Source organism: Methanobrevibacter sp. DSM 116169 (assembly GCF_046197865.1).
In the GTDB taxonomy this organism is placed as follows: domain Archaea; phylum Methanobacteriota; class Methanobacteria; order Methanobacteriales; family Methanobacteriaceae; genus JAHKLT01.
Genome location: NZ_CP166990.1, coordinates 459,129 through 481,381, shown reverse-complemented (window position 1 = coordinate 481,381; position 22,253 = coordinate 459,129). Strand labels below are relative to the sequence as shown.

Below are 22,253 nucleotides of genomic sequence, written 5' to 3'. Positions count from 1 at the left end.
AATTATTTGACATAATTAACATTATCTAAAGCTGGTCTTTTAGGATTTTCATTTTCAGGAGATATTTTTCCAATAGTAACAGCACAAACTGGTTTGAATCCATCAGGTAAATTAAATTCTTTTAATAAATCATTATTTGCTCCATCATTAAATGGGAAAATAGGACTTACCATATAACAAGTTCCAAGATCAAATTCTGTTGCAGCAAGTATCATATTCTCAGCAGCAAGAGATGTTGTTAACCCACCAAAAGGATTTTCATCAGGAGCTGAAAATAAAACAAGCGTATTTGCACCATAAAAAGCATTATAATTCGGATTTTCGCCCATTGCTTTCATATTTTCATCTGGAGAATTTTTTAGAAATTCTTTAATAACAATATTATATTTTTCTAATAATTCTTGATTTTCTATTACAGTAATTTGAAATTCACCAGCTACTGGAGCAATTGTTGCTGTATTAATTACCTCTTTTAAAATATTTTCATCAATTTTTTCATTAGTATAATTTCTTATACTTCTTCTTTTTTTAATTATATCCATTGTATCCATATTATAACATCCATTTTGCAAATGATTAGTCATTTGTTAATAATAGTATGAATGTTATGAATATATACTTATTGGTCATTAAAATGTACTAGTATATTCTAATATTAATAAATATAATATTTTAATATTAATTTTAAAAAAAATAAGATGATTGTCATGAAAAAATATTAGAGTAGCGATTTTTTCTAATTAAAATTTAGGAGTGACATAATTGAAGTAAAAGAAAAATTTCGAACTTATAACAAGGCTAAATTTATTTTTTCATGACATTTGCGAATAATCTTTTTTTATGTTTTTAATTTTTCGTGTTTGATTTTAATTTTACTTCAACATGTAATATGTTATTCATACTAACATAAATACTTTTTTATCAAAAAGTATTACTCTAATATTAAAAAAATATAATAAATTAATAAGTTTTAGTTTTTTAATGAATTACAAATTTCAACAGCCTTTTCAGCTGCTTTTTCCATTGAAATATCATATGGAATATCAGCTTCTTTAAGTAATCGTTGGCCTTCTTCTTCATTTGTTCCAGTTAAACGAATAACAATATTGATTTTCTTATCAGATTCATTTAAAACATCTATTACGCCTTTTGCAACATCATCTGCACGTGTAATTCCACCTAAAACATTTAAAAAGATTACTTTTACTGGTTCATAATTAATAACCATTTCAAGTGCTTTTTTAATTGTTGCCTCAGATGATCCACCACCAATGTCTAAAAAGGTAGCTGGTTTACCACCTTTAAGCTTAATCATATCCATACCAGTTAAAGTTAAACCTGCACCATTACCAATTACAGCAATATCCCCATCAAGTTCAACAAAATCTAGTTCATCCTCTTTATAATTAAATTGTTTAACTAAATCTTTATGTCTAAATAAAGAATCATTTTCAATTTCAAGTTTTGCATCTGCAGCTATTAAACCATCAGGTGTTAAAATTAATGGATTTATCTCAGATGTAACAGCATCGTATTTATTAAATAGATTAAAAAGTTTCCAAATAATAGTTCCAATTGAAGAGATTAACTTAGGTTCAACTTCCATTTTACGAGCAATCTCACGAGCTTCATAAGGTAAGAATTCTTCTAAAGGATTAGGACGATATTTAATAATTTTTTCAGGTTCTGAAATAGCTAATTGTTCAATATCTACTCCACCTTCTTTACTTGCCATAATAATAGGTGTTTTAGAAGCTCTATCAACTGCAACACTAATAAAGAATTCATTTTGAATATCTGCCTTTTCTTCAATAAGTAAATGTTTTACAATTTCTCCTTTAATATCCATTCCAAGTAAATCTTTAGCTACATTATAAGCTTCATCAGGTGTATCTGCAAATTTGATTCCACCAGCTTTACCACGTCCACCAATTAATACTTGAGATTTTACAGCTACTGGTTTTCCAATTTTTGAAGTCATTTCACGAGCTTCTTCAGGAGATGATGCTTCATAACCTTCTAAAATAGGAATATTTTCACTTTCAAAGATCTTCTTAGCATTATATTCAAAAAATTTCATTTTATACACCTACTCATAATTATATCCAGCTTCAAAAGCCTGAATATTTTTACCTTCTGTTCCAGGAGGTACACTATCCTCAATAGCTTTTATAGCTGCTTCTTTTGAAATTACACCAGTAATTTTAGTAATAGCTCCAACCATTACAATATTTGCAACAATTTCTAATTTAATTTCATTAGCTGCAATTTCTGTAGCTGGAACTCTAAATAGCTTAATTTCGTTTTCACAAACGAAATCTTCTATTTCACTTTCAATAATTCTACCTGGATCAATAATCAAAATTCCACCTTTTTTCAAATCAACAATATATTTTATTAAAGCTTCTTGAGACATAGCTACTAATATATCAGGACTTTGAACTTTAGGATAATCAATTTCTTCATCACTAATTACAACTTCACATTTAGAAGCTCCACCACGAGCTTCAGGCCCATATGATTGAGTTTGAACAGCATTTATACCATCAAATAAAGAAGCTGCTTTACCTACAATAATTCCAGCTAAAATAACTCCTTGTCCACCAAATCCTGCAACTCTAATTTCTTTTCTCATATTATCCCTCAAATTCCTCTAAATATGCTGAATTTACAAGTGGTTCTATTCCACATTTTTCTTTAGATAATTTTCTAAGATTATCAACATATTCAGCTCGTGGTTCATTGTGGAATTCTCCAACAATAATCTTATCTTCAAGTTCTTTTTTAGAAAATCTTGGAACTTGAGCTTTAAATATAGTGTTTTTCTTCAACTCATCAAACATACTAACAGGAGTTTTTTGTTTATTTTTACGACCATAATAAGTTGGACATTGTGATACAACCTCTACAAATGAAAAACCTGGATTTTTAAGAGCATCTCTAATAGATTTAACTAAATGGTGAATTTTTAAAGTAGTCCAACGAGCAGAATAACTTGCACCTGCAGCTGCTACAAGTTCAGCTAAATCAAATGGTTTATCAGTTGTTCCATAAGGTGCAGTTGAACCAAAACTACCTTGAGGAGATGTAGGACTAATTTGACCACCAGTCATCCCATAAATATTATTGTTTACACAAATAACAGTTAAATTAATATTACGACGAGCTGCATGAATTAAATGATTTCCACCAATTGATGCGGCATCACCATCACCTGTAAAGACAACTACATCAAGCGGAGAATTAGAAACTTTCAAACCAGTTGCAAAACTAATTGCTCTTCCATGAGTAGTATGCAAGGAATCACATTCAAAATATCCTGGAATTCTTGATGAACAACCAATACCTGAGACCATTGCAATATTATCAAAGTCCATTTCTGCTTCATTCATACCTTTAATAAAAGCATTCATTACAATTCCATTTCCACAACCTGGACAGAATATATTAGGTAATCTATCTTCTCTTAAATATGGCATAAAAGGAGATTTTTCATTAGACATATTATTTACCTCCTATTTCTTTAATTTTAGATAAAATTTCATCTGGTTTTGGAATTTCTCCACCAATTTTACCAAGTAAATGAGTATTTGCATTAGAACAAGCTACCCTATCAATTTCCCAATACATTTGACCTAAGTTCATTTCAACAACAAGAATATCAGAAGCTATTTTAGCTATTTCATTGATTTCTTGTTCTGGGAAAGGCCATGGAGTATTCATTTTTAAAGATCCAACTTTTAAACCTTCCTCACGTGCAAGTTCAATAGCATGTGAAACAGATCTAAATGGTGCACCATAGGATACAACAATAATATCTGCATCCTCACACAAATCTTTTCTAACTGATGTAATCTCTTTAGTATTATCTAAAATTTTATTTGATAATCTTTTAACTAATGTTTCATGTGTTTTTGGATTATTAGCATCAGGATAACCTCGCTCATCATGAGTTAAACCTGTAACATGTATATTATATCCTTCACCAAAAGTAGGCATTGGATTTATAATATCATTTCTAAATGGTAAATAATCATCACTCATTTCAGGTCTTTGACGAGGAACAATTTTTATATCATCAGGAATAGCTATTTTTTCTCTCATATGACCAACTATCTCATCAGCCATGATAAAAACAGGAGTCCTATAAGTTTCAGCTAAATTAAATGCTTCAATTGTAAAATCAAAATATTCCTGAACAGAGGAAGGAGATAATGCAATAGTTTCATAGTCTCCATGAGAACCCCATCTAGCTTGCATCATATCACCTTGACCAGCCATAGTTGGTTGACCAGTAGAAGGAGATCCTCTTTGAACATCAACAATAACTGTAGGAGTCTCAGTAATAAATGCATAACCAATATTTTCTTGCATAAGTGAAAATCCAGGTCCAGAAGTTGAGGTCATTGATTTAGAACCTCCCCAAGAACCACCAATAATTGCACCAGCTGCTCCAATTTCATCTTCCATTTGAACAAAAGAACCACCTACTAAAGGTAGTTTTCGAGCAAGTGATTCAGCTACTTCAGTAGAAGGTGTAATAGGATAACCTGCAAAAAATCTACATCCTGCTTTTAAAGCTCCTTCTGCACATGCTTCATTACCTTGTATAAATAACTCTTTAACCATTTTGAGCCTCCTTTTTACTAAAGTTAGGGTTGAATTTTGAATCTTTCTCATTTACCCACCAGTGAGTTTCAATATCAAGATCTATTGCTTGATCTGGACAGATTAATTCACAATCCCCACATTTAGTACATTCTTTTTCATCTTTAGGATAAGGTAATAACACTCCTTTTTTATTAGGTTTAGAGGCAATATCATAAACGTTTCTATAACATATATAAACGCAAAGATGACATCCCTTACATAAATCCTCATCTATATTAATCATTATAATCTCCTATTAATTTGTAATATATTAACTATATTTTAAGTATTAAATAAATTATTGTTTTTTAAAAAACTTTTAAAAATTAGAAAAACAAAGAATTAATTAAGAAAAATTAATTATAATTATAAAAAAATTAATTATTTAATATCCATATTGAGTGTTTCTATGATAAATCTTACAAGTCCATTTACTAGTGAAAAATTAGAAAATTTAAACCTTGGTGATAAATTAAATATTTCAGGTGAAATATATACAGCTCGAGATAAAGCATTGCCTACACTTGTTGAATCAATTAAAAAAGGTAATCCATTAGTAAATGTTCAAAACATAGCTATTATGCATACTGGAGTAAGTGATGCTGGAATTGGACCGACAACCAGTAATAAAAAAGAAATTGAATCAAATATCGGGTTTTTATCTAGTAAAGGAGTTAAAATTCATATAGGTAAAGGGTCTTTAAGTAATGAAACTATTGAAGAATTAAATAAAAATAAGTCTATTTTTGTTATTACTCCACCAGTAACAGCATTATTAAGTAATTGTATTTTAAAAAAAGAATGTGTCGCACTTCCAGAATATGGAATGGAAGCTATTTATAAATTAAAAGTAGAAAATATTCCAGGGATTGTAGCTTCAATCCATGGAAAAAGTATTTAAAAAATAAGATTATTCTTCTGAATCAGCTTCAACTTCTACTTCTTTTTCAGCTTCTTCTACTTCTTTTTTCTCAAATTGATCTACGAAATTAACTTTTTCATAATCCATATTTTCCCAGATGTCTTTAGAGATTCTAAATCTTGCAAAAGTTACATCCATATAGGATTGTTGATCAAATCTTGTAATTTCATCTAATGTAATACTAACTGAATCTCCATCAAAAGTGATTTCAGTTTTATCAATATCAAAGTTAGGATATGCATAGTGAAGTTGGATTAAGCTTTTAATTTTTTCTTCATCATCTTCAATTGCATCAGTGATTTTAATATCATAAACTACATCTTTACCAGCTAATTCATGGTTAAAATCTACTTTAACTCTTCCACCATTAACAGTTAAAACTTTACCATTTTGATTATCAGCAGTAATAACCATGCCTGGAACAGGAGTCATACCTTGTTTTTTGAATTCTTTCATTGGTATAAGTTGGATTAATTTGGAATCTCTTTCACCATATGCATCTTTGCTTTCAATTTCTATGGTCTTTTCATCTCCAACTTTAAGGCCAATAATTGCTTCATCAAGAGCTGGTAAAAGGTGTCCTCCACCAATGACTATTGGAATTGGCCCATAAGTCTTTTTATCATTGAAAATATCTGCATCTTTAGCTACTTCTTCAATGGTAGTATCAAATATATCGTCAGTATCTGCAACTTTACCTGTGAATTCTAATTTAATAAAATCTTTATCTTTAATTGCCATTTTAATAAACTCCTATAATTTTTAATAAATCTCATTAAAATTATAATATAAAGATATATCTAAATTAATACATTTAAAGTTTTGTTATTAAAAAAGAAAATACTATTATTGAAAATTGTAATTGTTTAGGAAAATTGTTTAAAAAGGATTAAATTAAGTTTAAACTAAAATAATGACTTAAAAACAAAGAAAAAACTTATATTAGATGAAATATTAATATAAAATTGGCAAAGGAACTATTACTTTGAGTACTTTTGCTGTCTATGTCATTTGCTATTTTTTAAAAAATAGCAATAGGTTAGCCTTACCTTATTATTCTCTACTTGAAAATAATTAAAAAGGCATTATTTATTGTAAAATAAATAAAAAAAACTTATTAATATTTAATAAGTTTTAGATGATTGTTAAAATCGATATAATATGTGATATTATGTTATTTATCATATCATCACCTCCCTGTTGAAGTAAAATTTTTTGGTGTTTGTTATTTTTGCTAATAACAAAAAAGGTCTGGTCTTACCTTATTATTTTCTAATAAAAAATAATTAAAAAGACCTTCTTGTTTAACATAAAAAAATATAAAAAGCTTGTTAATATTTAACGAGTTTAAAGGTCATTACTACAATAGTACAATGTATGATTTTTTGTTGTTTATCATACCATAACCCCTATTGAAGTAAAATTTTGGTGTCTATTTCACATTTGCTATTTATTAATAGTAAAAAGGTTTGATCTTACCTTATTATTTTCTAATTGAAAATGATTAAAAAGGTCTTATTTATTTAAAATAAATAAAAAAATTTGTTAATATTTAATGAGTTTGAATGTTGATAGCTATTATAAATATAATAATTATATTTTAAGCATATCTTCACCCCTTATTCAATAATTAATTAAGTTATTTATGTTCGAAACTGCTAGCAATAGCAAAAGGTTGGGCCTTGCCTCATTATTTTCTAATTAAAATAATCAAAAAGGCCAATTATTTTTAATATAACCTTTTAAAATTGTCATAAAATAATAAAATTGATTAAATATCATAAAAATGACATGAAAACAAAGCAAAAACTTATATTGAATAAAAAAATAATATAAATATAAGCAAAAGAGCTAATGTTTTATGAGTACTTTTGTTATTCGTGCTAATTCGCTATTTTTCAATAGCAATAGGCTTGGCCTGCCTAATTATTTTTAGTATATGTAAATAATTAAAAGGCTACTTTTATTTAATTATATATCTTTTTTAGAAATATTTTTCAAAAAATCAATTAAATAAGAACAAGATCTTTTATTTTTCTTAATTTTAGATCATATAAGAGATTAAATAGCTTGTTCTCCACGAAAAAACTTACTTTCCATTTTCTTTATTGACATTAACTTTTTTACCAACTTCAGTTGGAATAACTTCAAACATTGGATTTTCAAATTTTAAATCGAACTCTTTTCCATCCATTAATAAATGTTGAAAAACTGCTAGTGAAGATACTTCCGAATGTGGTTGATTAGTAACTGAAATATTCCAATCAGCATTATCATAAACTTCTGTTGGTACTTTTGGTCCTCCAACAATAATTAGAATATCACTTGAATCATTACGAATCTCTTCAATTTTTTCTATAGCCTGAGATCCATACATTGTAAGGTGAACTATTTTTCCACCATTATCTCGCCAATTTAGGATTATTCGCATGAAATTTTTAGCATATTCAACTTCAAAATCTCCACCCCATCGTTTAGAAATATCTCGAACATTTTCCATTAATTTTTCATCCTTTTCACCAGATAAATAAATTTTACTTGCTCCAAAAGCACGAGAAGTTAAACATACATGAGTTGTAATTCTTGTATCTCTTCCAATTCTATGATCAAGTCTTAAAACACACACATTCATAACATCACACATATAGAAATTATCATTAAAAGTAAAGAAGTCATTCTACCAAATTCATTAGAAGCACCAAGTACATCACCATTAGCTACTCTAAAACTTCTACGAGCAATAATAGAAATAATAGCTCCTCCAAGAACTCCTCCAAAAATACCGATTAATCCATTAAATCCACCAACAATAAATGCAAGTATTAAAGCAATTATTAGAGAAACTGAGTAATTAATTATATTTATTGATCTTATAGTTAATGCACCTGTTCCATGAGAATATGGGTTTGAACTAATACATGTTGTTAAAAGTGATACTTTAGATGCCATTTCGCATATTATAATAGCTACTAAAAAGTTATTATTAACTGAATAGGTTATTCCAAGTAAAGTGATGATTGCTACTATAAAAAAACTAGCTATTCCTGCAACACCAGTTATAGGATCTTTCATTACATTCATTTTTCTATTAAAATCACCATGAACCATTACTCCATCAGCCATGTCCATTAAACCATCTAAGTGATGTAATCCTGTAAAAATTAATATAAATCCATAAACAATAGCTCCAACAAGTAAAGCAGGTAAATTAAATAGGTCACTACAAATAATAGCTACAATATAAGCTAGTATTCCTACAAAAAAGTGTACAACTGGCCACAGCCAAAACATTCTAGCTGTAGTTTCTAATCTCACTGCATTTCCAACTGGTAAAATAGTTGAAAATGAAATAAGTCCCAAAATTGAAGCAAAAATTGAATTTTCCTTAATATTACTAATTATACTCATTTTAATCACCATAAATTTTATTCTTCAAAGATTTTAGACATACATCCAGCAATTAATCCTGCAAAAATATCATCCATCATTGGCCCTAATCCATAAATAATTCCAGGTTTTGCTTTATCATAACGTGCAAAATTGAAAATAGCTTTAGAACCAGCTATTTGATTAGCTATTGCCATACCTAATATTTCATCTGAGTAGAGATAAGCTGGATCATCACTAACATCCACTTCACGAAGTCTGTTATTTGAGAAATCCTCTTCTGTTCTAATAGCTGCCATTAAAAGTGCTATAACATTAATATCACTTAAAGATTTTAAAATTTCTTGTTCTAGTTTTTCTTTAAGTTCATCTGTAACTTCTACTCCTTCACATAATTCAAAACCGGCTTCAACCAAGTCCCCAATTAGAATTCCTTCAGATACAAAATAATCTAATATTCCAAAGTTAAGATTTAACTTTTCTATTGTATCTTCACAACTAATTATAATTGCATCTTCCATTAATATTTTAAATTCATCTAAATTAATATCATCATCTTCATAATAATTATTGTTTATATCAACTGATTCATTATGAATATTTTCTTCATTAAAAGTATCTGGTGAGATTTTAGATGATATTACTAAAAAATCATTGTTATTTAAAATATTTGAAATATGAAGAGGTAATTTTAAAGATTCAAAAAACTTTGCTTTAATGTTAATAGCTATTTTATATAATTTTAAAAGCATTTTTGGAGATAATATCTTATCAATAAATATAATATGAGAAATATCTATTTTAGCATCCCCAAAACCTAAAGGAGAATTAGCTACTTTAAGATTTTTTGTAAATTCCTCAATAATAACATCATTAGAATTAAAGGTAAATAAATCAAAATCTTTATAAGAATTTCTAAAATAATCAATACTTTTAGAGTTTTGGCAGATATAAGAACCTTCTATATTATTATCAGTATTAAATTTTTCACTAATCTCACAAAGATTTTCAAAATCTACTTTTTTAGATGTATCATCAAGTAAAACATTGATATTTTCAACTATATCAAGTCCATCACTTACTTCAAAGTTACTTATAGTTAAAAAAAAGTTTGGATTATTAATAGCTACTCCTTCTGAAGCAGATATCACATTTAAATTGTCATCACTCATAATTAAACCCGAATTTTATTAATTTTCAATAATTTTATTTATATCTCATAACATATTTATAATTATGACAATAATTATTGATCCTCAAAATGCTGGAATATCTGGGAATATGATAATTGGTGCATTAGTTGATATAGGGGCTGATGAAGAAAAGGTCAAAAAAGTAATGATCGAATCAACTGAAAACTTTGGTAATGTTGAAGTGGATTTTAATAAAATCAATAAAGCTGGAATTGAATCAACACATTGTGATGTAAGTGCAATTGATAACAGAAATTCAATATCATATGTAGATTTAATAGAAAAAATTGAAAATTTAAATTTAACTTATGATGTTATAGAAATGGCTAAAAAGATTTTTACTAGAATGGCTTTAGCTGAATCAAAAATACATGGTAAAATAATTGAAGAAATTCATTTTCATGAAGTAGGTTCTGCTGATGCAGTTGCAGATGTTATAGGTTCAGTTTACGCATATTATGATTTAAATTTAGATAAAGAACATGTTGTAGGATTACCTATAGCTGTTGGAGGAGGATCAATTGAATCAACTCATGGTAAAATTCCAGTACCATCACCTGCAACACTTGAAATATTAAAAGGAGTTAGTTGTTTTGGAGGGCCAATAAATAAAGAATTAGCTACTCCAACAGGTTCTGCAATATATAGAGAACTTTGTAATGAATTTTTAGATTACCTACCTAATACAAAAGCTAAAAAGATAGCTTATGGTGCAGGTGATTATGATTTAGATTTTCCAAATGTCTTAAGAATCATTGAAAGTGATGATAATATTAAAAAACAGAAAATAAATGTAATTGAAACAAATCTTGATCACATGTCAGGTGAAGATATAGGATATTTATTTGATAATTTGCTAATTGAAGGAGCATCTGATGTAAGTATAATTCCTGTAATAATGAAAAAAAATAGGCCAGGTCAAATTTTAAAAGTTATAGCACGAGAAAGTAAAACAGAACACTTAGTTGATATAATTTTTAAAGAAACTGGAACATTAGGAATAAGAATTAGTGAAAATACACATAGATCAGTTGCAAGTCGTGAAATGATACCATTAAAAGTTGAAATAGAAGGGAAAATCTATAAAATCAACTTTAAAATTGGATATAATGAAGATGAGATAATCTCATACAGGCCTGAATTTGAAGATATTAAAATGATAGCTGTAAATGAAGATATGCCATTAAGTGAAGTAAGAAACATAGCTAATATGATAATAAGAGATTACCTAGATAATGCTAGTGGTAAAAATGAATAAAAAAGTTATTGCAGTATTATCAGGAGGATTAGATTCAACTGTAGCTATTTCAAAATATAAAGATTATGAAATACATTGTATAACATTTGACTATGGTCAAAAAGCAGTTTTAAAAGAAATTGAATCATCACATAAAATATGTGAATCATTAAATGCTGAACACACAGTTATTAAACTTGATTGGCTTAAAAAGATTAGTAATTCATCATTAACATCATCTAATGAAGTTCCTAAGTTAGGTCTTAATGATTTAGAAGATCAAGATAAATGTGAAAAGAGTGCTAAAAGTGTTTGGGTTCCAGCTAGAAATACAGTATTTGTATCAATTGCAACATCATTTGCAGAAGCAGAAAAAGCAAGTAAAATTGTTGTAGGATGGGATGCAGAAGAAGCAAATACATTTCCAGATAATTCTAAAAGGTTTTTAAATCAATTTAATGAACTAATTAAAGTTGGTTCACCAAATAATATAATAATTGAAGCTCCAGCTATTGATTTAAATAAAAAAGAAATTGTTGAATTGGGTTTTAAATTAAATGCACCAATGGAACTTAGCTATTCATGTTATGTTGGAAATGATTTACATTGTGGAGTATGTGAATCATGCCTTAGAAGAAGAAGGGCTTTTAAAGAAGCAAGTATAGATGATCCAACTATATATGAAAAGAGATAATGTAATTTCTCATTTATTTGAGTAAAAAAATAATAAAAACTCATAAATCTCTTTATATATAATTAGCCACCTAAATAATATAGGAGGGTAATTATAATTGCTAATGTATGATATATTAATATCAAAATATTGGATAAGTTAATTATATCATCAATCATAATAACCACCTCCTTTTTATTAGACAACTAAACTGTTAAGTTTAATAGTCCGGGAGAAATATTATTTTTATATAATGAATTCATTGAAATTACATCAATAAAATATTATTAATTTTAATTTAAAAAGTTTTTCTTTGTTTTTGGATAAAATTAACTGTTTTAAAACAATATTATACTAATGCATATAAAATTGACTAAAATATAATTTATTAACAATGCAAGAAATTGTTAAATAAAAAAACAAAAGTTTTACAAAAATACAATAAATTAATTAGCATAAAAAAAAAGTTATTAAAACTTCCTATAATGTTAATTTAATTTATTAAGCTTATCTACATAGACACTTAAGTCTCTATAATATTAATATATTAAAAATAATATATAAAAACTCTTTTTCAAATGAAAACAATAAAGCAAACTGAAGTAAATAATACAATTCAAAATAAAAATTCAAATATAGATTTAAATTAGTGCTATTAAATTAATAATATAACCAATAGCACTAAATCAAATTTCTTCCCAGACATAAACTTACAAATAATAATTTATTAAATATTATATATAAATATTCTCTTTTAAATGAAAACAATAAAACAGAACAAAGGAAATAATAAGATTCAAAACAGATTTAATTTATGTTATAAGAAAGTATAATAAAACAAATTCTAATAATATTAAATTAAATTTTACATTCATCAGGCAAATGAGGGTAGGCCAAAAATACTATTTTTGGTTTTTCTTGTTTAAATAGTTCTTATGAACCATAGTAGCACGAGCTTAAATTCCCACTCCTCCAACGGTACATAATTGATTAAATTATTTATTTTTTAAAAGGTTCTTTTTTGTTTAATTTCTTTTAAAAATCTTGTGTTTGGCTTTCACATCAAGATAATAGAAAAGAAATTTTTTAATCAAATAATTAAATAAACCTCTCTAAAATATCATGAAAATATTTATTAATCAATTACAAATTATTATTTGTGTTAAATAGTATATAAAATGCTATGTTTTATTAAAAAACAAATATAGAATGAAAAAACAATAATCTAAAATAAAAACAATAAGAAAACCAAAATAATTTTGGCCGAACCTCCATATAAAAAAAAAATACAAAAACTTTAAAAAAGATTCAATCATTTATAAGAAAAATAACTATTATAACATGATTGAACAGATTTTGAGACATGAGTCTACAATTAATTATATATTAAATACAATATTTAAATATTCAGTTTAAATAAAAGCAATATTTTATAATGAGATAATTTTGAAACATAAATCAATACAAAAATTATATCAAATAGGAATATTTTTTAACTGAAAATAGATTAAAATAAAAATAGTTTAATTTATGTTATAAGAAATTATAAAAATAATTCCAAATAACATTGAATAAATATATAATTAAAGGTTTTGTTTCAAATAAAGGTAATTATTCAATTACCATTAAAATATCACCAGCACCAACAGCATCGCCAGGTTCTACAAATATTTCCTTAACAACACCATCAACATCTGATTGTATATCATTTTCCATTTTCATAGCTTCAATAACAGCTACTGTAGATCCTTTATGAACCTTGTCACCAATATTAACATTTAATTTAATGACCATACCTTGCATTGAAGATAATATACCTCCTTCAACTGGAGTAAATGGTCCTTTATCTGTTTCTTTAACATCCATAAATCCAGTAGGCATAATTTTAACTTCAAATACATCCCCATCTACTTCAACATTATATTCTGTTGGAATAGCATCTGTTGTATCATCTAGTGCAGCTTTAGGTTTTTCTAATTCTTCTTCTTGAATTTCTCCTTTTAAGAATTTATTAGCTACAGATGGATATAAAGCATAGGTTAAAATATCTTCTTCTTTTTTAACTAAACCTTTTTCTTCAGCTTCTTTTTTAGCTTCTTCATATTCTGGTTCAATTAAATCTGCAGGTCTACAGGTAATAGGTTTTTCATCCCCAATGATTTTCCTAACAACTTTTTGATTAAGTGGTGCAGGAGGTGTTCCGTAGTTTCCTTTCATATATTCTTTAACTTCATTAGAAACTGTTTTATATCTTTCTCCACCTAAAACATTCATAACTGCTTGAATTCCTACAATCTGACTAGTAGGAGTAACAAGAGGAGGATAACCCATATCTTTTCTAACTCTAGGCATTTCTTCTAATACATCTTGATATCTATCAAGTGCATTTTGTTCTTTTAATTGAGAAATAAGATTAGAAAGCATTCCACCAGGAATTTGGTAAACAAGCACATCAGTATCTACTCTTTCTGTAATAGGATCAATTAAAGATGCATATTTCTCACGAATATCATCGAAATATTTTTTAATATGATTTAAAAGTTTTAAATCCAATTTAGTATCATATTCTGTTCCTTGTAAAGCTGCAACAATACTTTCTGTTGGAGGTTGGGAAGTTCCCCAAGCAAGAGGAGAAATAGCTGTATCTAAAATATCAACTCCAGCTTGACATGCTGCATAATAGCTAATAGGAGTGATTCCACTTGTACAATGACAATGAAGATCAACTAAAAGGTCAGTTTCTTCTTTTAATTTTGAAACTAGCTCGAAAGTATCTGCAGGACTAATTAATCCAGCCATATCTTTAATAGCTATTGAATCACATTCTAGAGCTTCAAGTTCTTTTGCAAGTTCTACAAAATTATCAATGCTGTGAACTGGACTGATAGTATAACTAATAGTTCCTTGGACATGTGCTCCTTGAGCTTTAGCTGCTTTAATAGATGATTCCATGTTTCTTACATCATTTAAAGCATCAAAAATTCTGAATATATCTACACCATTTTCATATGATTTTTCAACGAATTTAGTAACTACATCATCAGAATAATGTTTATATCCTACTAAATTCTGCCCACGAAGAAGCATCTGAATTGGAGTTTTGGTTATTTTTTCTTTTAAGCTTCTAAGACGTTCCCATGGATCTTCATTTAAATATCTGATACAGGTATCGAATGTTGCTCCGCCCCATGCTTCAATTGAGAAGTATCCAATTTTATCTAATTCTTCTGCAATAGGAACCATATCACGAGTTCTAAGCCTAGTAGCAAGTAAAGATTGATGTCCATCTCTAAGTGCTGTTTCAGTAATTTTTGTAACCTTCATTGTTAAAACACCCCTTGTATTTTTTTAATAAAATAGTAATAGTAAAATTTCAACGATTTTTTATTAATTATTAAAAATAAGTATAAAAATTATATTAATTTTTTATCTGTTGAAAAACTTACATTGAATTTTCATATATACTAAGAATATGTAAAAAGCAGTATTTAATCTTTACTATAAAAAATTTTGAAAGAAATTAAATTAATTATTTTAATTTAATAACATCATTGTAAATTTGAATTATATTTTTATCGATTATATTCCAGTTATATTTAGTTTTAACAAGTTCTAATCCTTTTTTAGAGAATTTATCCATTAAATCAACATTATCTAAAAGTTCATTAATAGCTATACTAAGTTCTTTTTTATCATAATTACAACATATTCCCACATTATTATTAACCCAAGAACATATATGATTATTATTTGTTAAAATTAATGGTGTGCTACATGCCATAGCTTCAAGTCCACTTGTAGTAAATGACTCATATCTTGAAGGCATTAAAAATACATCACAATCAATTAAAGCTTCTTTTTTATCATTTTTATAAAGTGGTCCTGTGAAAATTACTTTATCTTCAATTGAATATTTTTTTATTAATTTTTCCAAAGTTGACTTAAATCCATAATCTTCACCAACAATAGCTAGTTTATAGTCTTCATTTTTTAAAAGATTTAATGATTCAATAGCTAAATCTAGACCTTTAATTTCATGAATTCTTCCAAGAAATAGAAGTAATTTACTATCATTAGAAAAATTATGTTTTAATCTGAAATTACCTTTTGAAGGTAAGTTTTCATAATCTTTTAAATTAATTCCTAAAGGTACAATTTCAATTTTATCTTCTAAGATACCCATTTTAAGATATTGTTCTTTTTCTACTTCAGTTAGTGCAAAAACTTTACTAGCATTATGTAAAATTTTAAAACCCCATAATTTATCAAAAATCTTTTTTAATGATTCTTTTTGAAAAAAAGGTAGAACCGATCCATGAGATTGTAATACATAGGGTATTTTTTGTTTTAAAGCATGTTTTACAGTTAAAATAGCTAAAGTATGCCTATGTTCATGAATATGAATTATATCAAATGATGAAATTTCTTTTTTTAAAGTAGAATTTAATTTTAAAGGACTATCTATTGTAAAAGTGTTTTTAAATGAATTAGAAATATTTCTAAAGTAATGTACATTAATTCCATCTAAATTAACATTATCTTTTACATTTAATCTTTCTTTACAATTATCAGTTGTAAATACAGTTACATTATGACCATCTCTAACTTGTGCTTTAGCTATTTCATACGATGCATTTACAACACCACCATGTGAAAAACAAGGCGTAAAAGATGAAACAACATGTAAAATATTCATTTAAATCCTCTCATAAACATATAATGTACCAATATTTTTAATCTCTTTAAAATTATCTAAATCTTGTGTTTTATTTGAAATATAATAATCTAAATCACTATTATCAATTTTAGTTTGATTTTGTGAAGGATAAGCTTCAACATACTTTAATAAATACCATGAATAATACCTTACATTATATGATCCAATAGTTTTATTTTTATAATCTTCATCATAATTTTTTAAAAATATTGAAATTGATTCTTCATTTTTAAATTCATCTGTATCTTCATATGTATTTACAAAATTAAAAGATGAAATCATTAATATAAGTATAATTATTATATAAATTCCATTAAATAATTTTTCTCTTTTTGGAAATTTTACCTGAATTAAATAAAATGCAGATACAATAAAATAAGTAATTCCAACCAAACAAGCAATGAAATATCTATCTACTTTAATATCTAAATATGAAAAAAAGATTAAATTAAATAAAATCCAACCTAAAAATGCTAAATTTAATGATAAATACTTGAAATTATATTTTTTAAATATGAAATCTGTTATAAGCAATGTTAAAAAGCATAAAATTAATGTAATAAATGAACTGACATTATTAAATGAAATTATAGTTAAAAATATCATTAAAATAATTAAAATCATATGTTTATAATTTGTTTTAATTTTAAAATCCTTAAATTTCTTATAATAGTTAGAAATTATTAAAATGATTCCAGCTATGAATAAAACAATATATGCATAGCTTATAAAAGTAGGATTTTTTAATATTAACTTATGATTTAAAAATGTTACATGTGAACTAGATAAGAAATTAGTTAAATTTTTAATATAAAAAAGTATATCAGTGTTATATGCAGGATCTCCTATTCCTTGGCGAGTGCCTGTAATTGCATTAGATGATTGACCTAAAAATACAACAGTATCACCCATTTTAGTAATTTTATATGAAATTATAATAAACAATACTAATGAAATTAATAAACCAATTAAAATATATTTAAATTCTTTAGAAAATAAATAAGCTTTAAATCTTTTAAATTTATCATTTAAAAGTAAATTAGCTATAAAATTCTTTTTTGATAAATAATAAAAAATCAATACAGGTAAAAATAAGATTACTGTAGTTCTAATAAAAAATGCCAATAAAAATAGTAAAATTGTTAAAATGAAATATTTAGGGTTTTTATCTAAAGCTAGAATTAAAAATAACATTGCCCATAAAGTTAGACTAACTGCAGGAATATCAATTGAACCATTAGCAAGCCATGCAAGATTTAAGGAAAAACTTATAAAAATTACAGTTGCTAAAAGACTTAATAGATTATTAAAACGTGTTTTTAAAAGTAAAAATAATCCTATAAATCCAAAAATTGCAAAAAGACCTGTTACCATAAAAATAGCTATTTGGTGTTTAAAACCTATTTCAAATAATAATGAAGTTAAATAACATATTATAGGAGATAAAGAAATTGTTGATGTAGATCTAATATTTTCTCCTGTAAAATAAAGTGCATTTAATAGATATACATACACATCAGAGCAAAATATTCCAAAATTTAAATTAAAATTAATTAAATAAGTAATTAAAATACTTGAAAATATAATTAATATAATTAAATAAGGATAATCTTTTTTTATATTTAATGCCATTAAGTTAATTTTTAAATTTAAAAGATATTAAATCTATACGATTAATCACATCTATGAAAAAGCACAACTTCGAAAACTTTTTATAAAAATAACCCTATAAATAGATTTGAAGTTAATTTAGGAAATTAATTACTGATATTGCAAATACGATCGTTTTACAAAAATTTGGTATCCTAAAAGAGGTGCTAACAATGGTAAATCTTAAAACAAACATTGAAACTAAAAATTACATTAAAAAGACAACTAATAAAAACTTAAACTATCCTACAAATTCCAATAAATTAAATAGTGACTTTTCAAAAAATACTGATAAAATAATCTATAAAGGTGAATTAATTGATACTATTGATTTTATCGCAGAACAACTTAACAAAATTACTATAAACTATGGATTAAATCAAGTAATATTTTCAACTGAATATAATCAAATAGAAAATAGTTTTGATAAAATATTTTATATTAAAGTTCCTAATGATATTACTATTTCTAAAAAACATGAAATTTGGGACAACATTATTGATGATATAGAAAAATTATGTAAGAATAATAATTGTTATGATACTTTATTAAAATTATTTATAATATTAAACTAGCCTTTAAAGAGTTGAAGATATTGCAAAAAATCATTACATATGATGAATATCATCTTTATTTATTAGCAAGGTTATTAAATCATAATAAGAGGAAATTAATTCCAAAAAATTGCAATGATCGTTGTATTTATAGTACAATAATAAATAGAGCATATTATAGTAGTTATTTGATTTGTAGAACTTGGTTAGAAAACAAATATGGATTTAATATTAAATCACCCTAGATTATCAATTAATCTCAAAAAATCCTATTGGAGTCCATCAACAAGTTATTAATGAACTTGGAAAAAATAAGATGTTTAAATTAAAAAATAAGCTAAAAATTTACAAGAATATCGAATAAAAGCAGATTATGACTTAAATATTATTTTAAAAGAAGAAGATGTTGATGAAACATTGTATCTATCAGATGAAATTTTTAAATTAATACAAAAATACTCTTAAATAATTATAACAACAATAATTATTAAAGGTGAATTAATTGTTATTAAATAAAAATGTCTTAAAAAATAATTTAGGTTTAATCATAATAATATTATTTGCATTATCTCTTACAGCAATAATATTACTTAAAAACACTAACGAAGCCTTTTTAGGTCATTCTTATAGAGATGTTTATCTTTATTTAATAAGTGCATTGAAGTTATCTGGTATGAAGATAGTTGGATATGATTATGTTGATTACCTGTCTCCTCTTATACCATTTTTAACTTCTATACTATTTAATTTAGGTTTTATATCAAAAACAAGTATTTATTTAACAACAGGAATCTTTTATTTTTTAGGAATAATTGGAATTTATTTAATTTTAAAGTTAAAATTTAAAGATTTAATAGCTATTTTTGGAACTATTCTTTATTCCATGCTTGCAATTAATATTCTTTGGGCAGCAAATGGAACACTAGATATACCTTCAATTTCACTAGCTATTTGGGCTTTATACATTTTTATATTAGGAATTGAGAAAAATCAGAAGTTTTTATATCTTACATTTCCATTAATTGTACTAACATTCTTTGGAAAATATACTGGAGCATTAGTTGTTCCTTTAATGGCTTTATATTTTTTATCTAAAAAGGATATTTTAGGAAATATTAAAAAATACTTTAAAAATTTAGTTATTGGACTTTTCTTTGGAATTTTAACATTAATTCCATTTTTAGCTTATTTTATATTAAATGATATTCCATTTGGATTTTTAAATCAAGCTGGTGAAGTAGCTAGTAAAACATCCACTACAGCAACAAGTGGTGGAAAATTAATAGGAAATGATTTATTTTTCTATATTAAAGGATTAGTTTATGATATTTCATCAACAGAATATATCTATGGAGCTATTATATTAATTAGTATAGTAATTGGATTAATATTATTAGTTTATAAGTTTTTAAATATTTTAAAAGAAAATTATGGTGATTTGAAAGTTTATTTAGCTCTTATATTATCATTTATATTAATAATTATTTCTTTTTTAACTGCAAGTTTATTTTCATTTATTTATAGTGAAATAATATTGTTTTTAGGACTTTTATTATTATCCAAGTCATTAGAAAAAATCAGCCCTAATTCATTTCCATATTTGAGCTTAAATATTACAATGATTGGATTTTTTATGGTTTATTTGGTTTTTTTTACATCACATCTTACAAAAGCAGATCGTTATTTTACAGCTATGGCTCCAGGATTTATATACATAGCTACACTAGCAATTGATTATATTACTCATAGCTATAAAAAAATTGATAAGATTTTGCCAATAGCTTTAATAATTATATTACTTATATCTGGAGGAGTATTTTTATCAAAAGATAAAACAGATTCACTTGTAAATTATGAAGAAAATGCAGCTACCTGGATTATGAAAGAATCACCAGATTATAAGAATTTAACTATTTATGCAGATCGCGGCCCAATATTTACATGGTATTTAAAACACAGTGTATTTTATGTTAAAGATTCATATACATCAGATGAACTGAATGATAAAATGATAGAAGATAATGCCACATATTACATTCGTTTAGGTGATGAAATGAATTTTACAGATTACAAGAAAGTTAAAAACTTTAAAGATGTAATAGTTTATAAAAGGATTTAAAAAATGAAATATCGAAAAATTGGAAATACTGGAATATCTGCTAGTATTATAGGACTTGGAACTGAATACCTTGATGGTGAACCTTACAGTGTTGTAGAAGAAACAATTAATTCTGCATTAGAAAATGGAATAAACATTTTTGATGTTTTTATGCCAGGTCATGAAGTACGTAAAAATATAGGAAAAGCACTTGGTAAAAGGAGAAAAGAGGTTATAATTCAAGGACATATTGGTTCTGTAGATTTAAACCAACAATATGATACTAGTCGAGATTTAAACATATGTAAAAGATATTTTGAAAATTTAATGAAAGATCTTGGTACAGATTATATTGATATAGGAATGTTATTTTTTATTGATTCTGATGAAGAGCTTAAAGAAATTCATGAAAATGGAATAATTGATTATGTATTAAATTTAAAAGAAAAAGGAATAATAAAAGCTATAGGAGCTAGTTCCCATAATCCAAAAATAGCTCGAAAAGTATTAGAAACTGGAATAGTTGATTTATTAATGTTTAGTATTAATCCTGCATTTGATATGACACCATCAAATGTAGATGTCTTAGAAACAGTAGAAGAGTTTGAAAAGCAAGAATATATTTCAATTGATCCTATTAGAAACGACCTTTATAAGTATTGTCAAATGCAAGATATTGCTCTTGTAGCTATGAAATCTTTTGGAGGAGGTAGGCTTTTATCTGGTGAACATTCACCATTTAAAAAAAAAATGAGTCCAACACAATGTATTCATTACGGTTTAACACGACCTGGAGCAGTAAGTGCTATGGTAGGCTGTAAATCATCTTCAGAAGTTCTAGAAAGTATAAAATATTTAAAAGCTACTAGTGAAGAAAAAGAGTATATTAATATAATTAGTAATTATAGTGAAGGATTTAAAGGTAAATGTGTTTATTGCAGCCATTGTGAACCTTGTTCTAGTGGTATTGATATTGCAATGGTTAATAAATACCTAGATATAGCTATTTTAGATACTGATAATATTCCTCCAAGTATTATTCAGCATTATAGATCATTAGAAAATAATGGTGCAGATTGCACAGAATGTGGAAGTTGTGAGAAGAAATGTCCATTTTCTGTTCCGATTATTGAAAATATGAAAAAAGCAGAACAGCTATTAGGATAATTTAT

At 25.8% G+C, this 22,253-nt stretch carries 19 protein-coding genes; 6 read left to right on the top strand and 13 right to left on the bottom strand.

Annotation, left to right across the window (positions count from 1 at the left end):
* Positions 1-2 precede the first annotated feature (2 nt).
* The 6 genes from ACA134_RS02390 to ACA134_RS02365 all read right to left on the bottom strand — a co-directional run bounded on the left by ACA134_RS02390 (position 3) and on the right by ACA134_RS02365 (position 4,894).
* Positions 3-551, bottom strand: a complete 549-nt coding sequence (locus tag ACA134_RS02390; RefSeq protein WP_409200591.1) for a nitroreductase family protein — start codon at positions 549-551, stop codon at positions 3-5.
* Between the two features lie 419 nt (positions 552-970).
* Positions 971-2,080 (bottom strand): ADP-forming succinate--CoA ligase subunit beta, encoded by a 1,110-nt coding sequence (gene sucC / locus ACA134_RS02385; RefSeq protein WP_409200590.1) that lies wholly within the window; start codon positions 2,078-2,080, stop codon positions 971-973.
* Positions 2,081-2,089: 9 nt separating this feature from the next.
* Positions 2,090-2,635, bottom strand: a complete 546-nt coding sequence (locus tag ACA134_RS02380) for a 2-oxoacid:ferredoxin oxidoreductase subunit gamma (RefSeq protein ID WP_409200589.1) — start codon at positions 2,633-2,635, stop codon at positions 2,090-2,092.
* Between the two features lies 1 nt (position 2,636).
* Complete coding sequence (locus ACA134_RS02375) at positions 2,637-3,503, bottom strand: 2-oxoacid:ferredoxin oxidoreductase subunit beta (protein ID WP_409200588.1); 867 nt, start codon at positions 3,501-3,503, stop codon at positions 2,637-2,639.
* A gap of 1 nt (position 3,504) precedes the next feature.
* Positions 3,505-4,629, bottom strand: coding sequence for a 2-oxoacid:acceptor oxidoreductase subunit alpha (locus ACA134_RS02370; RefSeq protein WP_409200587.1), 1,125 nt, complete (start codon positions 4,627-4,629; stop codon positions 3,505-3,507).
* Positions 4,622-4,894, bottom strand: coding sequence for a ferredoxin family protein (locus tag ACA134_RS02365; RefSeq protein WP_409200586.1), 273 nt, complete (start codon positions 4,892-4,894; stop codon positions 4,622-4,624). Before ACA134_RS02365 ends, ACA134_RS02370 begins: the two co-directional genes overlap by 8 nt.
* 165 nt (positions 4,895-5,059) lie before the next feature.
* Between ACA134_RS02365 and ACA134_RS02360 the strand changes: the two genes are divergently transcribed.
* Positions 5,060-5,551 carry a fumarate hydratase C-terminal domain-containing protein gene (locus ACA134_RS02360; protein ID WP_409200585.1) on the top strand — a complete coding sequence of 164 codons (492 nt, stop codon included), beginning with the start codon at positions 5,060-5,062 and terminating at the stop codon, positions 5,549-5,551.
* A gap of 9 nt (positions 5,552-5,560) precedes the next feature.
* Here the strand turns inward: ACA134_RS02360 and ACA134_RS02355 are convergent, their stop codons facing one another.
* The 4 genes from ACA134_RS02355 to ACA134_RS02340 all read right to left on the bottom strand — a co-directional run bounded on the left by ACA134_RS02355 (position 5,561) and on the right by ACA134_RS02340 (position 10,131).
* Positions 5,561-6,313: a peptidylprolyl isomerase gene (locus ACA134_RS02355; protein WP_409200584.1), complete on the bottom strand. Its 753-nt coding sequence runs from the start codon at positions 6,311-6,313 to the stop codon at positions 5,561-5,563.
* Between the two features lie 1,348 nt (positions 6,314-7,661).
* Positions 7,662-8,204: a tRNA (cytidine(56)-2'-O)-methyltransferase gene (locus ACA134_RS02350; RefSeq protein ID WP_409200583.1), complete on the bottom strand. Its 543-nt coding sequence runs from the start codon at positions 8,202-8,204 to the stop codon at positions 7,662-7,664.
* On the bottom strand, positions 8,201-8,980 hold the full coding sequence (cobS, locus tag ACA134_RS02345; RefSeq protein ID WP_409200582.1) for an adenosylcobinamide-GDP ribazoletransferase: 780 nt from the start codon (positions 8,978-8,980) through the stop codon (positions 8,201-8,203). Before cobS ends, ACA134_RS02350 begins: the two co-directional genes overlap by 4 nt.
* A gap of 17 nt (positions 8,981-8,997) precedes the next feature.
* Complete coding sequence (locus ACA134_RS02340; RefSeq protein ID WP_409200581.1) at positions 8,998-10,131, bottom strand: phosphatidylglycerophosphatase A; 1,134 nt, start codon at positions 10,129-10,131, stop codon at positions 8,998-9,000.
* A 64-nt stretch (positions 10,132-10,195) separates the two neighbouring features.
* On the opposite strand from ACA134_RS02340, the gene larC reads away from it, so the two are divergent.
* Positions 10,196-11,410 carry a nickel pincer cofactor biosynthesis protein LarC gene (gene larC / locus ACA134_RS02335; protein ID WP_409200580.1) on the top strand — a complete coding sequence of 405 codons (1,215 nt, stop codon included), beginning with the start codon at positions 10,196-10,198 and terminating at the stop codon, positions 11,408-11,410.
* A complete protein-coding gene (gene queC / locus ACA134_RS02330) occupies positions 11,403-12,083 on the top strand; it encodes a 7-cyano-7-deazaguanine synthase QueC (RefSeq protein ID WP_409200579.1) in 681 nt (226 codons plus the stop codon). Before larC ends, queC begins: the two co-directional genes overlap by 8 nt.
* A 1,590-nt stretch (positions 12,084-13,673) precedes the next feature.
* Here the strand turns inward: queC and oadA are convergent.
* From oadA to ACA134_RS02315, 3 genes are all read right to left on the bottom strand, one after another.
* Positions 13,674-15,386 (bottom strand): sodium-extruding oxaloacetate decarboxylase subunit alpha, encoded by a 1,713-nt coding sequence (gene oadA, locus ACA134_RS02325; protein WP_409200578.1) that lies wholly within the window; start codon positions 15,384-15,386, stop codon positions 13,674-13,676.
* A 205-nt stretch (positions 15,387-15,591) separates the two neighbouring features.
* The gene (locus ACA134_RS02320) at positions 15,592-16,758 is read right to left on the bottom strand and encodes a glycosyltransferase (RefSeq protein ID WP_409200577.1); all 1,167 of its coding nucleotides are present in this window, start codon (positions 16,756-16,758) and stop codon (positions 15,592-15,594) included.
* The gene (locus tag ACA134_RS02315) at positions 16,759-18,411 is read right to left on the bottom strand and encodes a glycosyltransferase family 39 protein (RefSeq protein WP_409200576.1); all 1,653 of its coding nucleotides are present in this window, start codon (positions 18,409-18,411) and stop codon (positions 16,759-16,761) included.
* 191 nt (positions 18,412-18,602) lie between these two features.
* Here ACA134_RS02315 and ACA134_RS02310 point away from each other — a divergent pair, with 191 nt between their 5' ends.
* The 3 genes from ACA134_RS02310 to ACA134_RS02300 all read left to right on the top strand — a co-directional run bounded on the left by ACA134_RS02310 (position 18,603) and on the right by ACA134_RS02300 (position 22,248).
* Positions 18,603-19,004, top strand: a complete 402-nt coding sequence (locus tag ACA134_RS02310; protein ID WP_409200575.1) for a hypothetical protein — start codon at positions 18,603-18,605, stop codon at positions 19,002-19,004.
* A gap of 481 nt (positions 19,005-19,485) precedes the next feature.
* A complete protein-coding gene (locus tag ACA134_RS02305) occupies positions 19,486-21,102 on the top strand; it encodes a glycosyltransferase family 39 protein (protein WP_409200574.1) in 1,617 nt (538 codons plus the stop codon).
* A gap of 3 nt (positions 21,103-21,105) precedes the next feature.
* Positions 21,106-22,248 carry an aldo/keto reductase gene (locus ACA134_RS02300; protein WP_409200573.1) on the top strand — a complete coding sequence of 381 codons (1,143 nt, stop codon included), beginning with the start codon at positions 21,106-21,108 and terminating at the stop codon, positions 22,246-22,248.
* Positions 22,249-22,253: the final 5 nt, after the last annotated feature.

Bases quoted from the DNA above. Each gene is read 5' to 3' on its own strand.
- ACA134_RS02320 (WP_409200577.1), bottom strand. From the start codon at position 16,758: ATGAATATTTTACATGTTGTTTCATCTTTTACGCCTTGTTTTTCACAT.
- ACA134_RS02315 (WP_409200576.1), bottom strand. From the start codon at position 18,411: ATGGCATTAAATATAAAAAAAGATTATCCTTATTTAATTATATTAATT.
- ACA134_RS02350 (WP_409200583.1), bottom strand. From the start codon at position 8,204: ATGAATGTGTGTGTTTTAAGACTTGATCATAGAATTGGAAGAGATACA.
- ACA134_RS02360 (WP_409200585.1), top strand. From the start codon at position 5,060: ATGATAAATCTTACAAGTCCATTTACTAGTGAAAAATTAGAAAATTTA.
- ACA134_RS02380 (WP_409200589.1), bottom strand. From the start codon at position 2,635: ATGAGAAAAGAAATTAGAGTTGCAGGATTTGGTGGACAAGGAGTTATT.
- larC (WP_409200580.1), top strand. From the start codon at position 10,196: ATGACAATAATTATTGATCCTCAAAATGCTGGAATATCTGGGAATATG.
- ACA134_RS02370 (WP_409200587.1), bottom strand. From the start codon at position 4,629: ATGGTTAAAGAGTTATTTATACAAGGTAATGAAGCATGTGCAGAAGGA.
- ACA134_RS02300 (WP_409200573.1), top strand. From the start codon at position 21,106: ATGAAATATCGAAAAATTGGAAATACTGGAATATCTGCTAGTATTATA.
- cobS (WP_409200582.1), bottom strand. From the start codon at position 8,980: ATGAGTATAATTAGTAATATTAAGGAAAATTCAATTTTTGCTTCAATT.
- queC (WP_409200579.1), top strand. From the start codon at position 11,403: ATGAATAAAAAAGTTATTGCAGTATTATCAGGAGGATTAGATTCAACT.
- ACA134_RS02310 (WP_409200575.1), top strand. From the start codon at position 18,603: ATGGTAAATCTTAAAACAAACATTGAAACTAAAAATTACATTAAAAAG.
- oadA (WP_409200578.1), bottom strand. From the start codon at position 15,386: ATGAAGGTTACAAAAATTACTGAAACAGCACTTAGAGATGGACATCAA.
- ACA134_RS02375 (WP_409200588.1), bottom strand. From the start codon at position 3,503: ATGTCTAATGAAAAATCTCCTTTTATGCCATATTTAAGAGAAGATAGA.
- ACA134_RS02340 (WP_409200581.1), bottom strand. From the start codon at position 10,131: ATGAGTGATGACAATTTAAATGTGATATCTGCTTCAGAAGGAGTAGCT.
- ACA134_RS02365 (WP_409200586.1), bottom strand. From the start codon at position 4,894: ATGATTAATATAGATGAGGATTTATGTAAGGGATGTCATCTTTGCGTT.
- ACA134_RS02355 (WP_409200584.1), bottom strand. From the start codon at position 6,313: ATGGCAATTAAAGATAAAGATTTTATTAAATTAGAATTCACAGGTAAA.
- ACA134_RS02390 (WP_409200591.1), bottom strand. From the start codon at position 551: ATGGATACAATGGATATAATTAAAAAAAGAAGAAGTATAAGAAATTAT.
- sucC (WP_409200590.1), bottom strand. From the start codon at position 2,080: ATGAAATTTTTTGAATATAATGCTAAGAAGATCTTTGAAAGTGAAAAT.